Origin of the sequence: Pseudaquabacterium inlustre, assembly GCF_038066595.1 — a bacterium.
In the GTDB taxonomy this organism is placed as follows: domain Bacteria; phylum Pseudomonadota; class Gammaproteobacteria; order Burkholderiales; family Burkholderiaceae_C; genus Pseudaquabacterium; species Pseudaquabacterium inlustre.
This window is the reverse complement of record NZ_JBBUTH010000004.1, coordinates 222,204-239,813: the sequence shown is the minus strand read 5'-3', so window position 1 is coordinate 239,813 and position 17,610 is coordinate 222,204. Positions and strand designations below refer to the sequence as shown.

18 protein-coding genes are annotated in these 17,610 nt (G+C 72.5%); 9 read left to right on the top strand and 9 right to left on the bottom strand.

Features of this window, described 5'->3' with window-relative positions:
* The first annotated feature begins 111 nt into the window (after positions 1–111).
* Positions 112–1,068 (top strand): LysR family transcriptional regulator, encoded by a 957-nt coding sequence (locus AACH10_RS09175; protein WP_341410084.1) that lies wholly within the window; start codon positions 112–114, stop codon positions 1,066–1,068.
* Between the two features lie 163 nt (positions 1,069–1,231).
* On the opposite strand, the gene AACH10_RS09170 is transcribed toward AACH10_RS09175, so the two are convergent.
* The 3 genes from AACH10_RS09170 to AACH10_RS09160 are packed head-to-tail and all read right to left on the bottom strand — an operon-like array spanning position 1,232 to position 3,260.
* On the bottom strand, positions 1,232–1,660 hold the full coding sequence (locus tag AACH10_RS09170; protein ID WP_341410083.1) for a group II truncated hemoglobin: 429 nt from the start codon (positions 1,658–1,660) through the stop codon (positions 1,232–1,234).
* Positions 1,657–2,484, bottom strand: a complete 828-nt coding sequence (locus tag AACH10_RS09165) for a MinD/ParA family protein (RefSeq protein ID WP_341410082.1) — start codon at positions 2,482–2,484, stop codon at positions 1,657–1,659. Before AACH10_RS09165 ends, AACH10_RS09170 begins: the two co-directional genes overlap by 4 nt.
* Entirely contained in the window at positions 2,481–3,260 is a 780-nt protein-coding gene (locus tag AACH10_RS09160; RefSeq protein ID WP_423228584.1) for a GGDEF domain-containing protein, read from the bottom strand. Before AACH10_RS09160 ends, AACH10_RS09165 begins: the two co-directional genes overlap by 4 nt.
* 184 nt (positions 3,261–3,444) lie before the next feature.
* On the opposite strand from AACH10_RS09160, the gene AACH10_RS09155 reads away from it, so the two are divergent.
* The 3 genes from AACH10_RS09155 (at position 3,445) to AACH10_RS09145 (ending at position 6,234) form a co-directional block, all read left to right on the top strand.
* A complete protein-coding gene (locus AACH10_RS09155) occupies positions 3,445–4,320 on the top strand; it encodes a CheR family methyltransferase (protein ID WP_341410081.1) in 876 nt (291 codons plus the stop codon).
* 73 nt (positions 4,321–4,393) lie between these two features.
* Complete coding sequence (cheD, locus tag AACH10_RS09150) at positions 4,394–5,068, top strand: chemoreceptor glutamine deamidase CheD (protein ID WP_423228583.1); 675 nt, start codon at positions 4,394–4,396, stop codon at positions 5,066–5,068.
* Positions 5,069–5,115: 47 nt separating this feature from the next.
* Positions 5,116–6,234, top strand: a complete 1,119-nt coding sequence (locus tag AACH10_RS09145; RefSeq protein ID WP_341410080.1) for a protein-glutamate methylesterase/protein-glutamine glutaminase — start codon at positions 5,116–5,118, stop codon at positions 6,232–6,234.
* Here the strand turns inward: AACH10_RS09145 and rnhA are convergent.
* On the bottom strand, positions 6,231–6,677 hold the full coding sequence (rnhA, locus tag AACH10_RS09140; protein ID WP_341410079.1) for a ribonuclease HI: 447 nt from the start codon (positions 6,675–6,677) through the stop codon (positions 6,231–6,233). The genes AACH10_RS09145 and rnhA overlap by 4 nt on opposite strands.
* On the bottom strand, positions 6,670–7,590 hold the full coding sequence (locus AACH10_RS09135; RefSeq protein WP_341410078.1) for a class I SAM-dependent methyltransferase: 921 nt from the start codon (positions 7,588–7,590) through the stop codon (positions 6,670–6,672). The genes rnhA and AACH10_RS09135 overlap by 8 nt, the downstream gene beginning before the upstream one ends.
* Between AACH10_RS09135 and gloB the strand changes: the two genes are divergently transcribed.
* Together gloB and AACH10_RS09125 are read left to right on the top strand one after the other, a co-directional pair.
* The gene (gene gloB, locus AACH10_RS09130) at positions 7,589–8,362 is read left to right on the top strand and encodes a hydroxyacylglutathione hydrolase (protein WP_341410077.1); all 774 of its coding nucleotides are present in this window, start codon (positions 7,589–7,591) and stop codon (positions 8,360–8,362) included. The genes AACH10_RS09135 and gloB overlap by 2 nt on opposite strands.
* A complete protein-coding gene (locus AACH10_RS09125; protein ID WP_341410076.1) occupies positions 8,359–10,104 on the top strand; it encodes a transglycosylase SLT domain-containing protein in 1,746 nt (581 codons plus the stop codon). The genes gloB and AACH10_RS09125 overlap by 4 nt, the downstream gene beginning before the upstream one ends.
* A 13-nt stretch (positions 10,105–10,117) precedes the next feature.
* On the opposite strand, the gene AACH10_RS09120 is transcribed toward AACH10_RS09125, so the two are convergent.
* The 4 genes from AACH10_RS09120 to dnaX all read right to left on the bottom strand — a co-directional run bounded on the left by AACH10_RS09120 (position 10,118) and on the right by dnaX (position 13,675).
* Positions 10,118–10,495 carry a cupin domain-containing protein gene (locus AACH10_RS09120; protein ID WP_341410075.1) on the bottom strand — a complete coding sequence of 126 codons (378 nt, stop codon included), beginning with the start codon at positions 10,493–10,495 and terminating at the stop codon, positions 10,118–10,120.
* Positions 10,496–10,509: 14 nt separating this feature from the next.
* A complete protein-coding gene (recR, locus tag AACH10_RS09115) occupies positions 10,510–11,097 on the bottom strand; it encodes a recombination mediator RecR (protein ID WP_341410074.1) in 588 nt (195 codons plus the stop codon).
* Positions 11,098–11,122: 25 nt separating this feature from the next.
* Entirely contained in the window at positions 11,123–11,449 is a 327-nt protein-coding gene (locus AACH10_RS09110; RefSeq protein WP_341410073.1) for a YbaB/EbfC family nucleoid-associated protein, read from the bottom strand.
* Positions 11,450–11,521: 72 nt separating this feature from the next.
* Positions 11,522–13,675 (bottom strand): DNA polymerase III subunit gamma/tau, encoded by a 2,154-nt coding sequence (dnaX, locus tag AACH10_RS09105; RefSeq protein ID WP_341410072.1) that lies wholly within the window; start codon positions 13,673–13,675, stop codon positions 11,522–11,524.
* Positions 13,676–13,739: 64 nt separating this feature from the next.
* On the opposite strand from dnaX, the gene AACH10_RS09100 reads away from it, so the two are divergent.
* From AACH10_RS09100 to AACH10_RS09090, 3 genes are all read left to right on the top strand, one after another.
* The gene (locus AACH10_RS09100) at positions 13,740–14,879 is read left to right on the top strand and encodes an AIR synthase related protein (RefSeq protein ID WP_341410071.1); all 1,140 of its coding nucleotides are present in this window, start codon (positions 13,740–13,742) and stop codon (positions 14,877–14,879) included.
* Positions 14,880–14,984: 105 nt separating this feature from the next.
* Positions 14,985–16,511, top strand: coding sequence for a phospholipase D family protein (locus AACH10_RS09095; protein WP_341410070.1), 1,527 nt, complete (start codon positions 14,985–14,987; stop codon positions 16,509–16,511).
* Between the two features lie 282 nt (positions 16,512–16,793).
* Positions 16,794–17,567 (top strand): Crp/Fnr family transcriptional regulator, encoded by a 774-nt coding sequence (locus tag AACH10_RS09090; RefSeq protein WP_341410069.1) that lies wholly within the window; start codon positions 16,794–16,796, stop codon positions 17,565–17,567.
* The last annotated feature ends 43 nt before the right edge of the window (positions 17,568–17,610 follow it).

Below are 17,610 nucleotides of genomic sequence, written 5' to 3'. Positions count from 1 at the left end.
CTGTGGAGGCAGGCCACGCCTGCCACCGATCAGCCGAGCCTGCCTTGCGGCACCAGGCCTGGGAGGCGCTGCGCCGGGGCGGTGCACGGCGCACCGGGATAATCCGCGCCGATGAAGCTGCACCAGATCCGCTACCTGGTGGCGGTGGAGGCCCAGGGCAGCATCCGTGCCGCCGCGCGTGCGCTGGGGCTGACGCCGGCCACCGTGACGCAGGGCCTGCGCGAGCTGGAGGCCGACTGCGCGCTGAGCCTGTTCGACCGCAGCGGCGGCGCGCTGGCGCTGAACGCCGCCGGGCGTGACCTGCTGGCGCATGCCCAGCGCATCGTGCAGCAGTTGCAGCAGGCCGAGGCCGACATCGCGCTGCACCGCCAGCGCGGCGCGGTCGAGCGCCTGTCGCTGGGCATCACGCCGTGGGTGGCGCAGGCGCTGCTGGCGCCGGTGCTGGTGGCCTTTCGCGCCGCCATGCCGCAGGTGCAGCTGGAGCTGTTCGACGGCTTCTCGGCCCTGGCCTATCCGCGGCTGCGCTCGGGCGAGCTGTCGATGATGATCGGCCGCATCGGCGCACCCGAGGAGATGGCGGGCCTGCAGGCCACGCCGCTGTTCAGCTACGAGGCCATCGTGGCCGGCCGGCGCGGCCATCCCAATGCCCGCGCCACCAGCGTGCACGAGCTGCTGGACAGCGACTGGCTGCTGAACTTCGACGCCGCCGGCGAGGCCGCGCTGATGCACCAGCTGTTCGGCGCCCACGGCGCGCCGGTGCCGCGCGGACGCATCCACCTGGCGCAATCGGCCTCGCTGATGCTGACCCTGGTGCGCCAGACCGACATGCTGACCTTCTGCCCCTGGCCGCTGCTGGAGACCGGCGGCCTGCGTGGCGAACTGGTGGCGCTGCCGCTGCGCGAGCGCTTCGACAGCCGCACGGTGGGCGTGATCCGCCGTGCACACGAGGCGCCCAGCCTGGCGGCGCAGCGCTTCGTGGCGCTGTTCATGGACGAGGTGCGCCGCGGCCTGGCCGATCCCGATCCGGCGCTGCGGCGGGTGTACTACAGCATCGAGCTGCTGGCCTGAAACCAGCGGGCCAGCGCCGGGCCGCCCCAAGCAGGCCCTTCCCACGGTCAGCCCTGCAGGGCTGACCGCTTCGCCAGGCACAAGTCGTCCTCAGGACGCCTTGTGTCCGGGCTCAGCCCACTCGGCGGGTGGTGCCGCGTACCCGCGGCGCCGGGTGCCCAACTTAACCGCCCTTGTTGCGCATCCAGTCGGCGGTGCCGAAGAAGGATTCAGCCAGGCGCTGGGCGAAGGCGGGATCGATCGCGCGCTCTTCCATCGCCTGGATCATGCAGGCCATCCACTGGTCGCGCTCTGAAATGCCGATGGCGAAGGGCAGGTGCCGCGCGCGCAGCCGCGGGTGGCCGAAGCGCTCGATGTAGTGGTTGGGGCCACCCAGCCAGCCACACAGGAACCAGTGCAGCTTGTCGCGCGAGCCGTCCAGGCTGCTGGGGTGCAGCACGCGGATGCCCGCATAGGCCGGCTCCAGGTCCATCAGGTCGTAGAAGCGGTCGACCAGCGCGCGCACGCCGGGCTCGCCGCCCAGGCGCTCGAAGGGCGTGGGGCCGGGCGGCGGTGCGTCGGGGTCGTCGGTGGTCTGCGGGGTGTCGGTCATGGCGTCACCAGCTTGCCGGCCACCTGGGCCAGGGCCACCGCGGCCGCGCTGCCGGGCTGCGACACCAGCAACAGTTCGCGGCGCTGCACCGACTCGCGCACCGCAATGTCCAGCGGGATCTCGCCCATGCAGCTCAGCTGCACCGGCTGCTCGCGCAGCGGATTGACGAAGCGGTCGACCACGGTCTGCAGCTGCTGGCACACGCCGCGGCCCTCGCCGGGGCGCTGGGTCTGGTTGACCAGCAGGCGCATCGGCCGCGCGGCCTGTGTGCCGGCCAGCACCTTGACGGTGGCATAGGCATCGGCCAGCGAGGTGGGCTCGGGCGTGGCCACCACCAGCACCTCGTCGGCCAGCGAGATGGTGAACAGCACCACATCGGAGATGCCGGCGCCGGTGTCCAGCAGCACCTGGTCGAATTGCGGGCGCACCTGCTCGATCAGGCCGAGCAGCTTCTCGCGCACCTCGGGCGTCATGCGCGAGTACTCGATCAGGCCCGAGCCGGCCAGCAGCACCGTGAAGCCGCCGGGCGCAGGCTGCATGGCCTGCTCCAGCGAGGCGCGGCCGGTGAACACGTCGTGCAGCGTGGTGCGGGCGGCCAGGTTCAGCACCACGTCCAGATTGGCCAGGCCCAGGTCGGCGTCGAGCACCAGCACACGCTCGCCGCGGCGCGCCAGGGCGGCGGCCAGGTTGGCGGCGACGAAGGTCTTGCCGACCCCGCCCTTGCCGCTGGTGACCGCGGTGACGCGCGCGTTGCGCCGGCCGCCGGACGCAGCCGGTGCCGGGGACGGGGTGGACGCCGCGGAGGAACTGCCGGGCTCGATCATTCAGAGGAATCCTGGGCGACAGGGGTCGAAGGGGCGCCGTGCGGGGCCGGGGCGGCCGGCGTGCCGGCACTGCCGCCCAGCAGCAGCTCGCGCTCCTCCAGGCTGACCTGGGGCATGGCCATGGGTTCGAAGCAGACGCGGTCGCGGCCCTCGGCCTTGGCGCGGTAGAGCTGGCGGTCGGAGCGCTCGATCCACAGTGCGGGCGTGGAGCGCACCCACTGCGGCGCGAAGGCACCGCCGACGCTGACGGTGACGGTGATCTGCAGCCCCTCGGCCACCGACACCGGCGTGCGTGCCACGCGCTGGCGCACGCGGCCGGCCACCTGCGGCCCGAAGGCCGCCGGGCAGTTGGGCAGCAGGATGGCGAATTCCTCGCCGCCGATGCGCGCCACCAGGTCCATCGGCCGCACGCTCTCGGCCAGGGCGCGGCCCACGGCGCGGATCACGTCATCGCCGGCGGCATGGCCGTGGGTGTCGTTGACGCGCTTGAAATGGTCGATGTCCACCATCAGCAGCAGGGCCGACTCGCCCGAACGGGCCACGCGGTCGACCTCGCGCGCCAGCGCCATCTCGAAGTTGCGGCGGTTGGCCAGGCCGGTGAGCGCGTCACGCGACGACAAGGCGACCAGCTGGTCGACCAGCTCCTGCAGATAGGCCGGCGAGCCCGGCTCGCCCGCGGGCACCGGCAGACCGGCATGCCGCAGCAGCGACAGCGCGGTGTCCAGCCGCCAGGCGTGGGCGGCCGGCTCGGTCGGGCGGTGGGTGCGCGAATCCACAGGGGGCGACGGCGGCAATGCGAATGGGGACAGGGTGAGCAGGCAGTCTAGCAGCGGCCTTCGGGGGCGCCGGCGCTGAACTGGCCGGTTCGGCACCGCTGTTCGACGCATCGCGCCCGCGCAGCGGACGCAGACTGCCACGCAATGTGGGCCCTCTTCCGCGTGCCCCGACCCCACCGCCACCATGCCCGAACTGCTGCCATCCCGATCCCCCGCCAGCCCGGCCGCCGCCACGGGCCTGCCCGGCGACCAGGAATTCGCGTTCTCGAAGGCCGACTTCGACCAGGTGCGCCAGCTGATCTACCAGCGCGCGGGCATCAGCCTGCAGGCGGGCAAGCAGGCCATGGTCTACAGCCGCCTGTCGCGCCGGCTGCGCGAGACCGGCCACCGCAGCTTTGCCGACTACCTGGGCTGGCTGCAGCAGGCCAGCGGCCCGTCGGGCGAGAGCGAGTGGCAGGAGTTCATCAACTGCCTGACCACCAACCTGACCGCCTTCTTCCGCGAGGAGCACCACTTCCACGAGATGGTGACCGACCTGAAGGCGCGCAGCGGCCGCGCCCTGCGCATCTGGTGCAGCGCCGCGTCCACCGGCGAGGAGCCCTACTCGATCGCGATGACCGTGGCCGAGACCCTGGGCGCCAGCGCCAACGTGCGCATCGTCGCCAGCGACATCGACACCAAGGTGCTGGCCACCGCCCAGCGCGGCGTCTACGAGGCCGGTGCGCGCGGCCTGTCACACGAGCGGCTGCAGCGCCATTTCCTGCGCGGCAAGGGCGACAACGCCGGCCTGATCCGGGTCAAGCCCGAGCTGGCGCGGATGATCGAGTTCCGACCGTTCAACCTGATGAGCGCGCAGTGGCAGCTGGGCGAGCCCTTCGACCTGGTGTTCTGCCGCAACGTGATGATTTATTTCGACGCGCCCACCCAGCGCCGCGTGCTGCAGCAGATGCACCGCGTGATGCGCGACGACGGGCTGCTCTACGTGGGCCACTCCGAGAACTTCACCGACTCGCGCGAGTTGTTCAAGCTGCGCGGCAAGACGATCTACCAGCGCGTGTGAGGCGCGCGGCCCGCCGGCCGCGCACTGAAGTTCGACCGCCGGATGCCGATATCCCCAATCGAGGACCCCACCGATGAACGCATTTGCCGCAGCAGCCCCCCCGTCCATGCCGCCGCGGATGGCCGGCCTGAACGCCACGCCCCGCTTGGAACGGCTGAAGGCGGTGTCGCGCCGTGCCGGCGAGGCGTCTTTCTTTTTCTGGGACGCGCACTTCAAGAACGAGGCGGTCAAGGTGCTGCCCGGCGAGTACTTCGTCCACGACGAGGACATCCTGATCACCACCACGCTGGGCAGCTGCATCGCCGCCTGCATCTGGGACCGCGACCGCCGCATCGGCGGCATGAACCACTTCATGCTGCCCGAGGGCTCGGGCGACTCGGGCCGCTACGGCAGCTACGCGATGGAACTGCTGATCAACGAGATGATGAAGCGCGGCGCCTCGCGCATGACCATGGAAGCCAAGATCTTCGGCGGCGGCGCGGTCATCAGCGGCATGAACAGCATCAACGTGGGCGAGCGCAACACGCAGTTCGTCACCGACTACCTGCAGACCGAGCGCATCCCCATCGTCAGCCGTGACGTGATGGACATCTACGCGCGCAAGGTCTGCTTCCTGCCGGCCAGCGGCAAGGCCATGGTCAAGCGCCTGGCCCCCACCAACACCGAGGCCCTGGCCGCGCAGGACCGCTTCGCCGCCCAGCGCGCCGTGCCCGCCAGCACCGGCGGCGGCTCGGTCGACCTGTTCTGACCGCACCGGCGCCCCAGGGACGACAACAGACAAGGAGTACGCGAAGCATGTCCAAGATCAGCGTGGTGGTGGTCGACGATTCGGCGCTGGTGCGCGGCCTGCTCACCGAGATCATCAACCAGCAGCCCGACATGGCCTGCATCGGCGCCGCCGCCGATCCGCTGGTGGCGCGCGAGATGATCCGCAACCTGAACCCCGACGTCATCACGCTCGACGTGGAGATGCCGCGCATGGACGGGCTGGACTTCCTCAGCCGCCTGATGCGCCTGCGCCCGATGCCGGTGGTGATGGTGAGCACGCTGACCGAGCGCGGCGCCGAGGTGACGATGCGCGCGCTGGAACTCGGCGCCGTGGACTTCGTGGCCAAGCCCAAGATCGGCGTGGCCGACGGCCTGCGCCAACTCGCCGAGGACATCACCGACAAGGTGCGCACCGCCGCACGCGCCCATGTGCGCCGCCTGCCGCCGGCCGCGGCGGCCCCGGCCGCCGGTGCCCCGGCGGCCGCCGGTGGCGCCGCCGCCGCCGGCGTGCGCCAGGCACCGCCGGTGGCCGCGCTGGGCCGCCTGTCCACCGAGAAGATCATCTTCATCGGCGCCTCCACCGGCGGCACCGAGGCCACCAAGGAAGTGCTGATGAACCTGCCGCACGATGCGCCGGCAGTGGTCATCACCCAGCACATGCCGGCCGGCTTCACCAAGAGCTACGCTGCACGGCTGGACGGCCTGTGCCGCATCCGCGTGCAGGAGGCCAAGGACGGCGACCGCGTGCTGCCCGGCCATGCCTACATCGCACCCGGCGGCCTGCACCTGAGCGTGGAGCGCTCGGGCGCCAACTACATCGCCCGCGTGCGCGACGGCGATCCGGTCAACCGCCACAAGCCCAGCGTCGAGGTGCTGTTCGAATCCGCCGCCCGCGTGGTGGGCCCCAATGCGCTGGGCGTGATGCTCACCGGCATGGGGGCCGACGGCGCCCGCGCGATGAAGGCCATGCGCGACGCCGGCAGCTGGAACATCGCCCAGGACGAGGCCAGCTGCGTGGTCTTCGGCATGCCGCGCGAGGCCATCGCCCACGGCGCGGCGCACGAGGTGCTGCCGCTGCAGCGCATCGCCCCGGCGCTGATCGAGCGCCTGAAGAGCACGGTGGGCGCGTCGATCAACCGCGTCTAGCCGCGGCCCCGCACGCTGTCGACACCGCGGTTGGCCAGCTGGTCGGCGCGCTCGTTGCCGGGGTCGCCGGTGTGGCCGCGCACCCAGTGCCACTGCACCTCATGCTCGGCCACCAGGCCGTCCAGGCGCTTCCACAGGTCGTCGTTCTTCACCGGCTTGTTGTCGGCGGTGCGCCAACCGCGGCGCTTCCAGTTGTGGATCCAGGTGGTGATGCCGTTCTTGACGTACTCGCTGTCGGTGTAGACGGCCACCGGCGTGCGGCGCTTGAGCAGGGCCAGCGACTCGATCACCGCGGTGAGCTCCATGCGGTTGTTGGTGGTGTTGGGCTCGCCGCCGAACAGCTCCTTCTCGTGCTCGCCCCAGCGCAGCCAGGCGCCCCAGCCGCCCGGCCCCGGGTTGCCCTTGCAGGCGCCGTCGGTGTAGATCACCACGCGTTCACTCATTGAATTCCATCTCCATTGTTTCGGTCCGTGATCGGTTGGTCCCGGCGGCCGGGCGCGGCGGCCGGGTGGGCGTGCGGCCCTGGCGCTGCGCGGCCACCGCCGGCGCCGCGCCCTTGATCTGCTGACGCTGGCGGGCCAGGCCCACCAGGCGCATGCCGCGCACGCGCTTGACCGCCTGCACCATGTACAGCGCCCCCAGCACCGGCCAGGCGCGCTGACCGGCGGCCTCCAGCCAGCCCCAGCGCTCCAGCCAGGCCGTGCTGCGCAGCGGCGGACGCCAGCAGCCGAAGCGCCCGCTCTCCACCTCGAAGCCCAGCAGCCGCAGCCAGTCGCGCACCCGGCCGTAGCCGATGAACTCGCCCGACGGCGGCAGGTACAGCGAGCCGCCCAACCCCAGGCGCTGGCGCAGGTGGCCCGCGCGCTGGCGCAGGCCCCACAGGCTGGCCGGGTTCAGGCCGACGATCAGCACCCGGCCCTCGGGGCGCAGCACGCGCTCGACCTCGCGCAGCGTGTCGTGCGGGTCGCGCGCCAGTTCCAGCGCATGCGGCAGCACCACCAGGTCCAGGCTCTGCGCCGGGAACGGCAGTGCGTCGAAATCGCAGTGCAGCGCGGCCACGCCCTGCGGCGCCAGGTCGTCGGGCAGCAGCGTGGACAGCGCCTCGTCCACCGGCGGCAGCGGCACCGGCGGCAGGTCGAGTGCGGTGTCCATGGCCGAGGCCGTGGCCAGCCAGCGGTGCGGCATGCGGTTGGCGCGCAGCGCATCGAGCTGCGGCAGGCCCAGCTGCAGCGCATGGAAGCCGAACAGGTCATTGACCAGACCGTCGAGCTGGCGCTGCTCCCAGGCCAGCAGGTAGCGGCCGGGCGGGCTCTGCCACCAATGGGCCAACTCTATAATTGCGTCAGAACGCGTCATGAATCTCGTCGCCCTGCCCGCCTTTTCGGACAACTACGTCTGGATGCTGCACGATGGTCACAGGGCCCTCGTCGTGGATCCGGGCGACGCGACGCCTGTGCAGGCCGCACTCGATGCCCAGGGCCTCGCGCTGGCCGGCATTCTAGTGACGCACCATCACCCCGACCATGTCGGTGGCGTCGATGCGCTGCGCGGCCGGCTGCAGGGCCCGGTGTTCGGCCCGGCACGCGAGACCATCCCCGCGCCCTACCTGCCCGTGCAGGCCGGCAGTGCGGTGCAGTTGCTGGGGCTGGACTTCACCGTCATCGACGTGCCCGGCCACACCGCCGGCCACGTGGCCTACTGGTGGGCCGGTGACGCCACCCAGGCGCCGGTGCTGTTCTGCGGCGACACGCTGTTCTCGGCCGGCTGCGGCCGGCTGTTCGAGGGCACGCCGGCGCAGATGCATGCCTCGCTGGCCGCTCTGGCCGCGCTGCCCGACGCCACCCGCGTGTGCTGCGCCCACGAGTACACCGGGAGCAACCTCCAATTCGCCGCGGCCGTGGAGCCGCACAATGCCGAGGTGGCCGCCCACATCACACGTTGTCAGGCGCTGCGGGCCGGTGGCCAGCCGACCCTGCCGTCGACGATCGCGCTGGAACGCGCGATCAATCCCTTCATGCGCTGTGCCCAGCCCAGCGTGATTGCCGCCGCGCGTGCGCAAGGTGCGGCCAACGACAGCGGCTCCGAGGTGCTCGGGGCGCTGCGCGAATGGAAGAACCGTTTCCGATGAATCCGCCGCACGCCCGGGCCCCGCGCGCCAAGGCCAACCCTCCCGCCCTGCCCTGGCTGCCGCGCGCCCTGGCCCTGGCCGCCGCCAGCCTGCTGGCCGCCTGCGCCACGCCCGGCGGCCAGCCCGCCGCCGGCACCGAGTCGCAAAGCGCCGCGCTGCCCCTGAAGGCCGTGGCCCCGGCCACGCCGTCGGCGCTGTTCCTGGCTGCCAACGCCAACAACACCGGTCCCGCCGCCGCTGCAACAGGCGCGTCTGGCGCCAGCGCAGCATCCGCCTCAGCCACTGCCGCCACGGCCGCCGCCAGCGACGCCAGTGCGCCGATCGCCATCGACCCGCTGGAGCCCACAGCCCGCATCAACCTCGACGACGTGGCCGCGCAGACCGACCTGTGGGCGCGCGTGCGCCGCGGCCTGGCCCTGCCCGACCTCGAGACCGACCATGTGCGCAAGTGGGAGCAGTGGTACGCCGCACGCCCCGACTACGTGCAGCGCATGACCGACCGCGGCAGCCGCTACCTGTTCCACGTGGTCGAGGAGGTCAACCGCCGCGGCCTGCCCACCGAGCTGGCGCTGCTGCCCTTCATCGAGAGCGCCTTCAACCCGCAGGCCATGTCCAGCGCCAAGGCCTCGGGCATGTGGCAGTTCGTGCCCGGCACCGGCCGCGACTTCGCGCTCAAGCAGAACGTGTTCCGAGACGACCGCCGCAGCGTGCTCGACTCCACCCGCGCCGCGCTCGACTACCTGCAGACCCTGCACGGCATGTTCGGCGACTGGCAGCTGGCGCTGGCCGCCTACAACTGGGGCCAGGGCAATGTGCAGCGCGCCATCGCGCGCAACCAGAAGGCCGGGCTGGCCACCGACTACCTCAGCCTGAGCATGCCCGACGAGACCCGCAACTACCTGCCCAAGCTGCAGGCGGTGAAGAACATCGTCTCGCGACCGGACGCCTACGGCCTGACCCTGCCCGAGCTGCGCAACCACCCGTACTTCATCTCGGTGGGCATCGACCGCGACATCGACCTGGAGCGCGCCGCGCAGCTGGCCGGCCTGCCGCTGGACGAGTTCAAGGCGCTGAACCCGCAGATGAACAAGCCGGTGATCCTGGCCGCCGGCACGCCGCAGGTGCTGCTGCCCTACGACAACGCCAACCGCTTCGTGCGCGCGCTGCAGTCGGCCCAGGGCCCGCTGTCGCACTGGACGGCCTGGGTGGCGCCGCGCACGCTGAAGACCGCCGAGGCCGCCAAGCTGGTGGGCATGGACGAGGAGCAGCTGCGCCAGGTCAACGCCATCCCGCCGCGCATGCTGGTCAAGGCCGGCTCCACGCTGCTGGTGCCGCGCCAGGCGCACCGCACCGAGGACGTGGCCGAGCACATCGCCGACAACGCCACGCTGGCGCTGGCGCCTGACCTGCCGCCGCTGCGCCGCGTGACGCTGAAGGCCGGCAAGCGCGGCGAAAGCGTGGCCGCCATCGCGGCGCGCTACCGCGTCAGCCCTGCCCAGGTGGCGCAGTGGAACCCCGGCACCACGGCCAATGGCCAGTTCAAGGCCGGCCAGTCCATCGTGGTGATGCTGCCCAACCGTGCGGCGGCCGCCTCCACCGCGGTGGCGGCTGCCAGCCAGGGTGGCGCACGCGTGGCCGCCAAGGCCAAGGCGCCGGGCGTGCGCATGGCGGCGCGGGCCAGCACCGGCAAGCGCATCCAGAAGCCGGGGCCCACGGCCAGGAGCCGCGTGCCGCAAACCTGAAGACCTGAGGACTTCAGTCGCGATCGACGATCGCGTAGGTCTTGGTCACCGTCTCCAGCACCTCGAACGAGCCCTCGAAGCCCGGCGGGATGCTGATCGCCTCGCCCGGGCCGGCCTCCTGGTAGCTGCCGGCCGCGTCATGCACGCGGCAGCGGCCCGACAGCACGGTGAACAACTCATGCTGCGCGGGGCCAAAGGCGATGCGCCAGTGTCCCGGCTCGCAGCGCCACACCCCCTGGTGCAGCGTGAGTCCCTGGCCCAGCGGCCGGCTGCTGGCGGCCCAGGTCTCGCGCCGCGGGTTGCCGCGCAGCAGGCGCTCGGGCCGCGGGTGGTCGATGGCCGGCGCGCCGGGCATCGCCGCGCTCAGCTTGTGCAGGGAGATGTCGCTCATTTTGGAAGCCAGGTTCAGCGGCGGTCGTGCAGCGCGTGGGCCAGCGTGGACAGGTCCACGTACTCCAGCTCGCTGCCCACCGGCACGCCGCGCGCCAGGCGCGTGACCGACAGGCCGCGCGCCTTCAGCGCCGCGGCCAGCACATGGGCCGTGGCCTCGCCCTCGGCCGAGAAGCCGGTGGCCAGGATCACCTCCTGCACCACACCGTCGCTGGCGCGGTCGAGCAGCGGGTGGACGCCGATGTCGGCCGGGCCGATGCCGTCCAGCGGCGACAGCCGGCCCATCAGCACGAAGTACAGGCCGCGGTAGCTGCCGCTGCGCTCCAGCGCGGCCTGGTCGGCAGGCGACTCCACCACCAGCAGCTGGCGCGCATCGCGCTGCGGATCGAGGCAGGTGGCGCAGACGCGCGCCTCCGAGAAGGTGTGGCAGCGCTCGCAGTGGTGCACATGGCTGACCGCGTGCTGCAGCGCCAGCGCCAGGCGCTCGGCACCGGTGCGGTCATGCTGCAGCAGGTGGTAGGCCATGCGCTGCGCCGACTTCACGCCCACGCCGGGCAGGCGGCGCAGCGCGTCGATCAGGCCTTCGAGGCTGCCTTCGCTCACCGGTTCAGCGGGTGGCGGTGCGGGATCAGAACGGGAACTTCATGCCGGGGATCTGCGGCATGCCGGCGGTGATGCGGCCCATCTTCTCCTGCGTGGTGGTCTCCACGCGGCGCACGGCGTCGTTGATGGCCGCGGCCACCAGGTCTTCCAGCATGTCCTTGTCGTCGGCCAGCAGGCTGGGGTCGATGGTCACGCGCTTGACGTCGTGCTTGCAGGTCATCTGCACCTTCACCAGGCCGGCACCGCTCTCGCCGGTGACCTCGATGGTGGCCAGCTCTTCCTGCGCCTTCTTCAGGTTGTCCTGCATGGCCTGGGCCTGCTTCATCAGACCGGCCAACTGGTTCTTCATCATGGTGGGGTTCCTCGGGTGGGAAGGGGTTGCGACACAGGCGCCGGCACGCGGCCGGCGCGACAGGGTTGGGGCTCAGGCCGCGGGCGGGCTGACCGGCTTGATCGAGCCGGGCACGATGCGCGCGCCCGGGAACTGCGCCATCAGCGCCTGCACCGCGGCATCGCCACGGATGGTCTGCTCGGCCTGGCGCTGCGCGGCCTCTCGGGCCTCGATGTCGCGGCGCGAGATCGAGTCCTGCGGCACGCCGGCCTCGGTGTCCAGCTGCACCGGCTCGCCGAGCGCGGCCTGCAGCGCGGTGGCCAGCTTCTGCACCAGCGGCGGTGCGCGCAGCGACTCGCGCTCGACGCGCAGCCGCCAGCGGCGGCCGGCGCCCTCGCCCGGGCCGATCGGCTGCACGGCCAGCAACTCGGCCTGCACCGCCAGTTCGCGCACCAGGGCCACGAGGCCGCCGCCCGGGGCCACCAGCGGCCGCAGCGTGCGGTTCCACAGCTCGCCCATCTCGGTGACCTGCAGCGGCGCGCTGGCCGGCGGTGTGGCGGACGCCGTGGTGGCGCCGGTGTTGGGCGCGGTGGCCGGTGCCGCGATCGACGCGGCAGTCGCGGCCGTGCCGGCCGACGGCTGCGGGCGGCGCACCGGTGCCGCAGCGGCCGTCTGCAGATCGGGCTCGGGCAGATCGGCCGGCGCGCCGGCGAAGTCGCCATCGGCATAGGCGTCCAGCGGCGGCACATCCTCGTCGGCCCAGGGCGGCACCTCCTGGGTGGCGGCCGGCCGGCTGCCCGGTCTGGCGGCGGGACGCGCGGCCGGCGCCGTTGCCGTTGCCGGTGCGGCCACGGGGCGGGAGGGGGCGGCCGGCGCAGCCGGTGCGGCCAGGGCGACGGGTGCCGTCGGCTCGGCGGCACGCAGCACCGCGGGGGCGGCAGCCGGCCCGGCCGGCGGCTTCGGCGCGTGCACGGCGGGCGCCACGGGCGACACGGGCGCCACAGGTGCCGGTGCAGGCGCGGCCGCCACCGGAGCCTGCACCGGTGTCTGCACCGGCGCGGCCACCGGGCGGGCCGGCGCGGTGGCACGGGCGATCGCCGGTGTCACGGCCAGCGGTGCGGCGCGGGCCGGGGCCGGTGCGGCGGCGCCCGCCGGCGGGAAGGCCAGGAAGCGCAGCAGCACCATGGTCAGCGCCGCGTACTCGTCGCTCAGCAGGCCCAGCTCAGCGCGGCCGTGGATCACGATGCCGTACAGCAGCTGCGTCTCGTCGGCGGCCAGCGCGGCGGCCAGGTGGCGCGCGCCGGCGGTGTCGGGATCGGTGTCGTCCAGCGCACCGGGCACGGCCTGCTCGATGGCCATCTGCTGCAGCAGCGCGGCCATCTCCTCCAGCGTGCCGGCGGCCGACAGGCCGCGGTCGCGCAGGCCCTGCACGGTGGCCAGCACCGTGGGGCCGTCGCGCTGGGCCAGGGCCAGCACCAGGCGGGTGGCGTGCGAGCGGTCCACGCTGCCCAGCATGGCGCGCACGGCCTCCTCGCCCAGCTGGCCGCCGCCGTAGGCGATGGCCTGGTCGGTCAGCGACAGCGCGTCGCGCATCGAGCCGCGCGCGGCGCGCGACAGCAGGCGCAGCGCGCCGGCGTCGGCCTGCACGGCTTCGGCCTGCAGCACCTGGGCCAGGTGCTCGCGCACGGTCTCGGGCGCCATCGGCCGCAGGTTGAACTGCAGACAGCGGCTCAGCACCGTGGGCAGCATCTTCTCGGGGTCGGTCGTGGCCAGCACGAACTTCAGGTACTCGGGCGGCTCTTCCAGGGTCTTGAGCAGCGCGTTGAAGGCGTCCTTGGTGAGCTGGTGCGCCTCGTCGATCATGAAGACCTTGTAGCGGCCGACGCTGGGCTTGTAGGCGGCGCGCTCGATGAGGTCGCGGATCTCGTCGATGCTGCGGTTGCTGGCGGCGTCGAGCTCGATGTAGTCGACGAAGCGGTCGGCGTCGATCTCGGTGCAGGCCTGGCAGCGGCCGCAGGGCTGGGCGGTGACGCCGCCGGTGCCGTCGGGGCCGGTGCAGTTCAGGCTCTTGGCCAGGATGCGGCTGACCGTGGTCTTGCCGATGCCGCGGGTGCCGGTGAACAGGTAGGCATGGTGCAGGCGGCCCGACTGCAGCGCGTGCGTGAGCGCCTGCACCACGTGCGTCTGGCCCACCATCTGCTCGAAGCTGCGCGGGCGGTACTTGCGGGCCAGGACGACATCACTCATGCGGCGGCATTGTAGGGACTGCCCTCGCCCGGGGCGGCCGCAGCCGTCGCCGATAATCCCGCCCATGAGTTCCTCGCACGCCCCCTCGAACCCGGGCACGCTCAGCTACGAGCAGGCCGGTGTCAACTACGACCTGATCGATCCGCTGAAGGTCAGCGCCCAGCGCGCTGCCGCCTCCACCGCCACCCAGCTGGGCCGCCACGGCTTCACCGAGGTGGCCGCCTCGCGCGGCGAATCGGCCTATGTGGTCGACGTGGGCCCGTTCTACATCGCCTCCATCGTCGAGTGCCTGGGCTCCAAGGCCCTGGTGGCCGACGAGATGGCCACCCTCACCGGCCGCAGCTGGTACGACGGCATCGCGCAGGACACCATTGCGATGGCGGTCAATGACCTGATCACCGTGGGCGCCACGCCGCTGGTGGTGCAGGCCTACTGGGCCGCCGGCGGCTCCGACTGGTTCGGCGACGCGCAGCGCGCCCAGGCCCTGGTGGCCGGCTGGAAGAAGGCCTGCGAGGTGTGCAACGTGGCCTGGGGCGGCGGCGAGACGCCGGCGCTGGCCGGCATCGTCGAAGCCGGCCGCATCGACCTGGCGGCCTCGTGCACCGGCCTGATCAACCCCAAGCAGCGGCTCTCGGTGGGCGATGGCCTGCAGGCCGGTGACGCGATCGTGCTGCTGGACGCCAGTGGCATCCACGCCAACGGCCTGAGCCTGGCGCGCAAGCTGGTGGAGCGCCTGCCCAACGGCTGGCTGACCGAGGTCGACCCGGTCAACCACCCCGGCCTCACCTACGGCGCTGCGCTGCTGGCGCCCACGCCGCTGTATTCGCCCGTCACCGAGGCGCTGTGGGCCGCCGGCATCGTGCCGCACTACTGCGCCAACATCACCGGCCATGGCTGGCGCAAGCTGCTGCGCCACCCGGCGGCCTTCACTTACCGCATCCACACCCTCCCGCCGGTGCCGCCGGTGCTGAAGTTCATCCAGCACCATGCCCAGCACGACGACCGCGAGGCGTACTCCACGCTGAACATGGGCGCCGGCTTCGCGATCTTCGTCGCCGCCGAGGATGCCGAGCGCACGGTGGCCGTGGCCCAGGCCCAGGGCATCGGCGCGCGCATCGCCGGCGTGGTGGAGGCCGGCCCGAAGCAGCTGCTGATCGAGCCGATCGGCGTGCGCTTCGGCGACGACGACCTGCAGCTGCGCTGAAGGCAGGCCACGGCCGTGGCCCGCAGGCGCCCGATCACGCCGCCACGGTGGCAGATTGGTTGGCTCGCGGGTTGGCTGGTCGGATGGCTGACCAGGCGGCTGGCAATGCTGCTGTCCACCGGGCTGCTGGCCGGGCTCGGCGGCTGCGCCGCACTGCCCACGCCCGAACGCGCGCCCGGCCCGCCGGCCCGCTTCATCACCGCCGTCGACGACGCCCCGCTGTCGCGCGTGGCGGCCGCGTCGGGTGCCCCGGCCGGCGGCTCGGCCTTCCGCCCGATGCTGCTGTCCAGCGTGGCGCTGCAGGCCCGGCTGTCGCTGATCGCCCGCGCGCAGTCGGGCATCGACATCCAGACCTACCTGCTGGGTGACGACGCCACCGGCCACCAGCTGCTGCGCGCGCTGAGCGAGGCCGCGGCGCGCGGTGTGCGCGTGCGCCTGCTGGTGGACGACCTGTACACCGCCGGCCTGACCGATCTGCTGCTGGGCCTGGCGGCCCAGCCGAATGTCGAGGTGCGGCTGTACAACCCGTTTCCGGCCGGCCGCGACAGCTGGCTGCTGCGCGGCTTCAGCCTGGTGAGCGACTTCGGCCGGCTGAACCGGCGCATGCACAACAAGCTGTTCATCGCCGACGGCCGCCTGGCCGTGGTGGGCGGGCGCAACCTGGCCGATGCCTACTTCATGCGCAGCGACGAGGGCAACTTCATCGACTTCGACCTGCTGTGCGCCGGCGCCGTGGTGCCCGAGCTGGCCACGCACTTCGACGACTTCTGGAACAGCCGCTTCGCGGTGCCGGTGCAGCAGCTGGCCGACAACACGCTGGATACCGACGCGCGCCGCGCCAGCGTCGAGGCCCTCACCCGCCCCGGCCTGGCGCCGCTGCGTGCGGTGCCGGCCGGCCAGGCCGCCAGCTGGAGCCTGGGCCGCGCCCCCTGGGTGGTGGCCGAGCGCGCGCAGGTCTTCTTCGATTCCCCCGACAAGACCGCCGCCCGCGGCACGCCGACCCCCACGCTGCCGGTGGCCCAGCTGCTGGCCACGGCGCAACGCAAGGTGGACATCGTCACGCCCTACTTCCTGCCCAGCGCCGCCGGACTGGACGGCATGCGCCGCGCGCGCGAGCGCGGCGTGGAGGTGCAGGTCACCACCAACTCGCTGGTCGACAGCGACGAGCCGCTGGTCAGCGTGGCCTATGGCCGCCACCGGCTGGCGCTGCTGCAGTCGGGCGTGCGGCTGTTCGAGCTGTCGTCCGAGCGGCTCAAGCGCCATGCCCCGCTGCGCGAGGTGCTGGCCAACAGCGTGGGCCGGCTGCACGCCAAGCTGGGTTTCATCGACGAGCGGCTGCTGCTGGTGGGTTCGATGAACCTCGACCCGCGCTCGGCCGGCACCAACACCGAGCTGATGCTGCTGGTCGACAGCGCCGAGCTGGTGCGCCAGGTGCAGCAGCAGCTGCAGCCGGCCGAACCGTCGGGCCTGTTCGAGGTGCGCCTAGCCGCCGACGGCCAGAGCCTGGAGTGGCTGGGCCGCGATGCCGCCGCCGGCGTTGACGAACGCCTGCGCGAGGAACCCACGCCGCCCTGGTGGCAGCGGTTGAAGCTGTGGCTGCTGTACCAGCTGGTGCCCGACGACCTCCTCTGAGGCCCGCGCCCGGTGGCGGCGCCATTTTCTGATCGGCGCCGGCGTTTTGTACGCTCGTTTTTCGCGTTATTACCGCCAGCAGGAAAGAAAGCGTTTCCACGTTCCGCCCCGCCCCCACGACTGCGGGTTCACGGGCGAGCATTGATCAGCATCGGTCATATATGATCACAATCAGGTCATACCCGATCGAACTCACTCAGGGAGTCCTGCAACCGGGGTGTCGGGCCGAAGCGGCGGGCGTTGCCACCGCGGGCTCGGCGCCAGGTCTGCCGGAAATGCACCATGCTGTCGTCGCCCACTGCTCTCCTTGCGCCCAGCGCCGTGTTCGGATCCGTGCCGCCCCTGCGCGCGGCGGCGGCCGAGCCGCCCGCCGCCGCCGTCACGCGAGCCCCCATCGACCTCAGCCCGGCGGCCTTGTGCGAGCTGCCGCTGTTCAGCACGCTGCCACCGGCGCGGGTGGCGTCGCTGCTGGCGCGGGCCACCGTGCGCCACTTCCGCCGTGGCGAGCGCGTGGTCGAGCAGGGCCGCAGCAGCGACACGCTGCACGTGCTGCTCAGCGGCAAGGCCCATGCGGTGCGCACCGGCCACAACGGCCGCGCGCTGCTGCTGCAGGTGCTGCGCCGCGGCGACTTCTTCGGCGAGCTGGGCGTCCTCGACGGGCTGCCGCATGGCGGCAGCGTGCGCTGCCTGGTGCAGTGCGAGGTGCTGATGCTGTCCGGCCGCGACATCGACCAACAGCTGCGCGACTGGCCCGAGTTCGCCCAGGCCATGGTGCAGGTGCTGGTGCAGCGCCTGCGCAGCGCCAACCGGCGCATCGCCTCGCTGGCGCTGCACGACGTGCACGACCGTGTCATCGACTACCTGCGCGAGCATGGCGAGCCCTGCGGCGATGGCGCCTTCCATGCGCGTGGCCGCGTCAGCCGCACCGAGATGGCGCTGATGGTCGGCGCCTCGCGCGAGATGGTGTGCCGCGTGATGCGCCAGCTCAGCCGCCGCGGCATCGCCGAGGCGCTGGACGACGGCTCGATCATCGTGCGCCCGCCCGCCGAGGGCTGACCCACCGCGCGGCGCACCGACAATCGCCCGCTTGCCCGTCTGC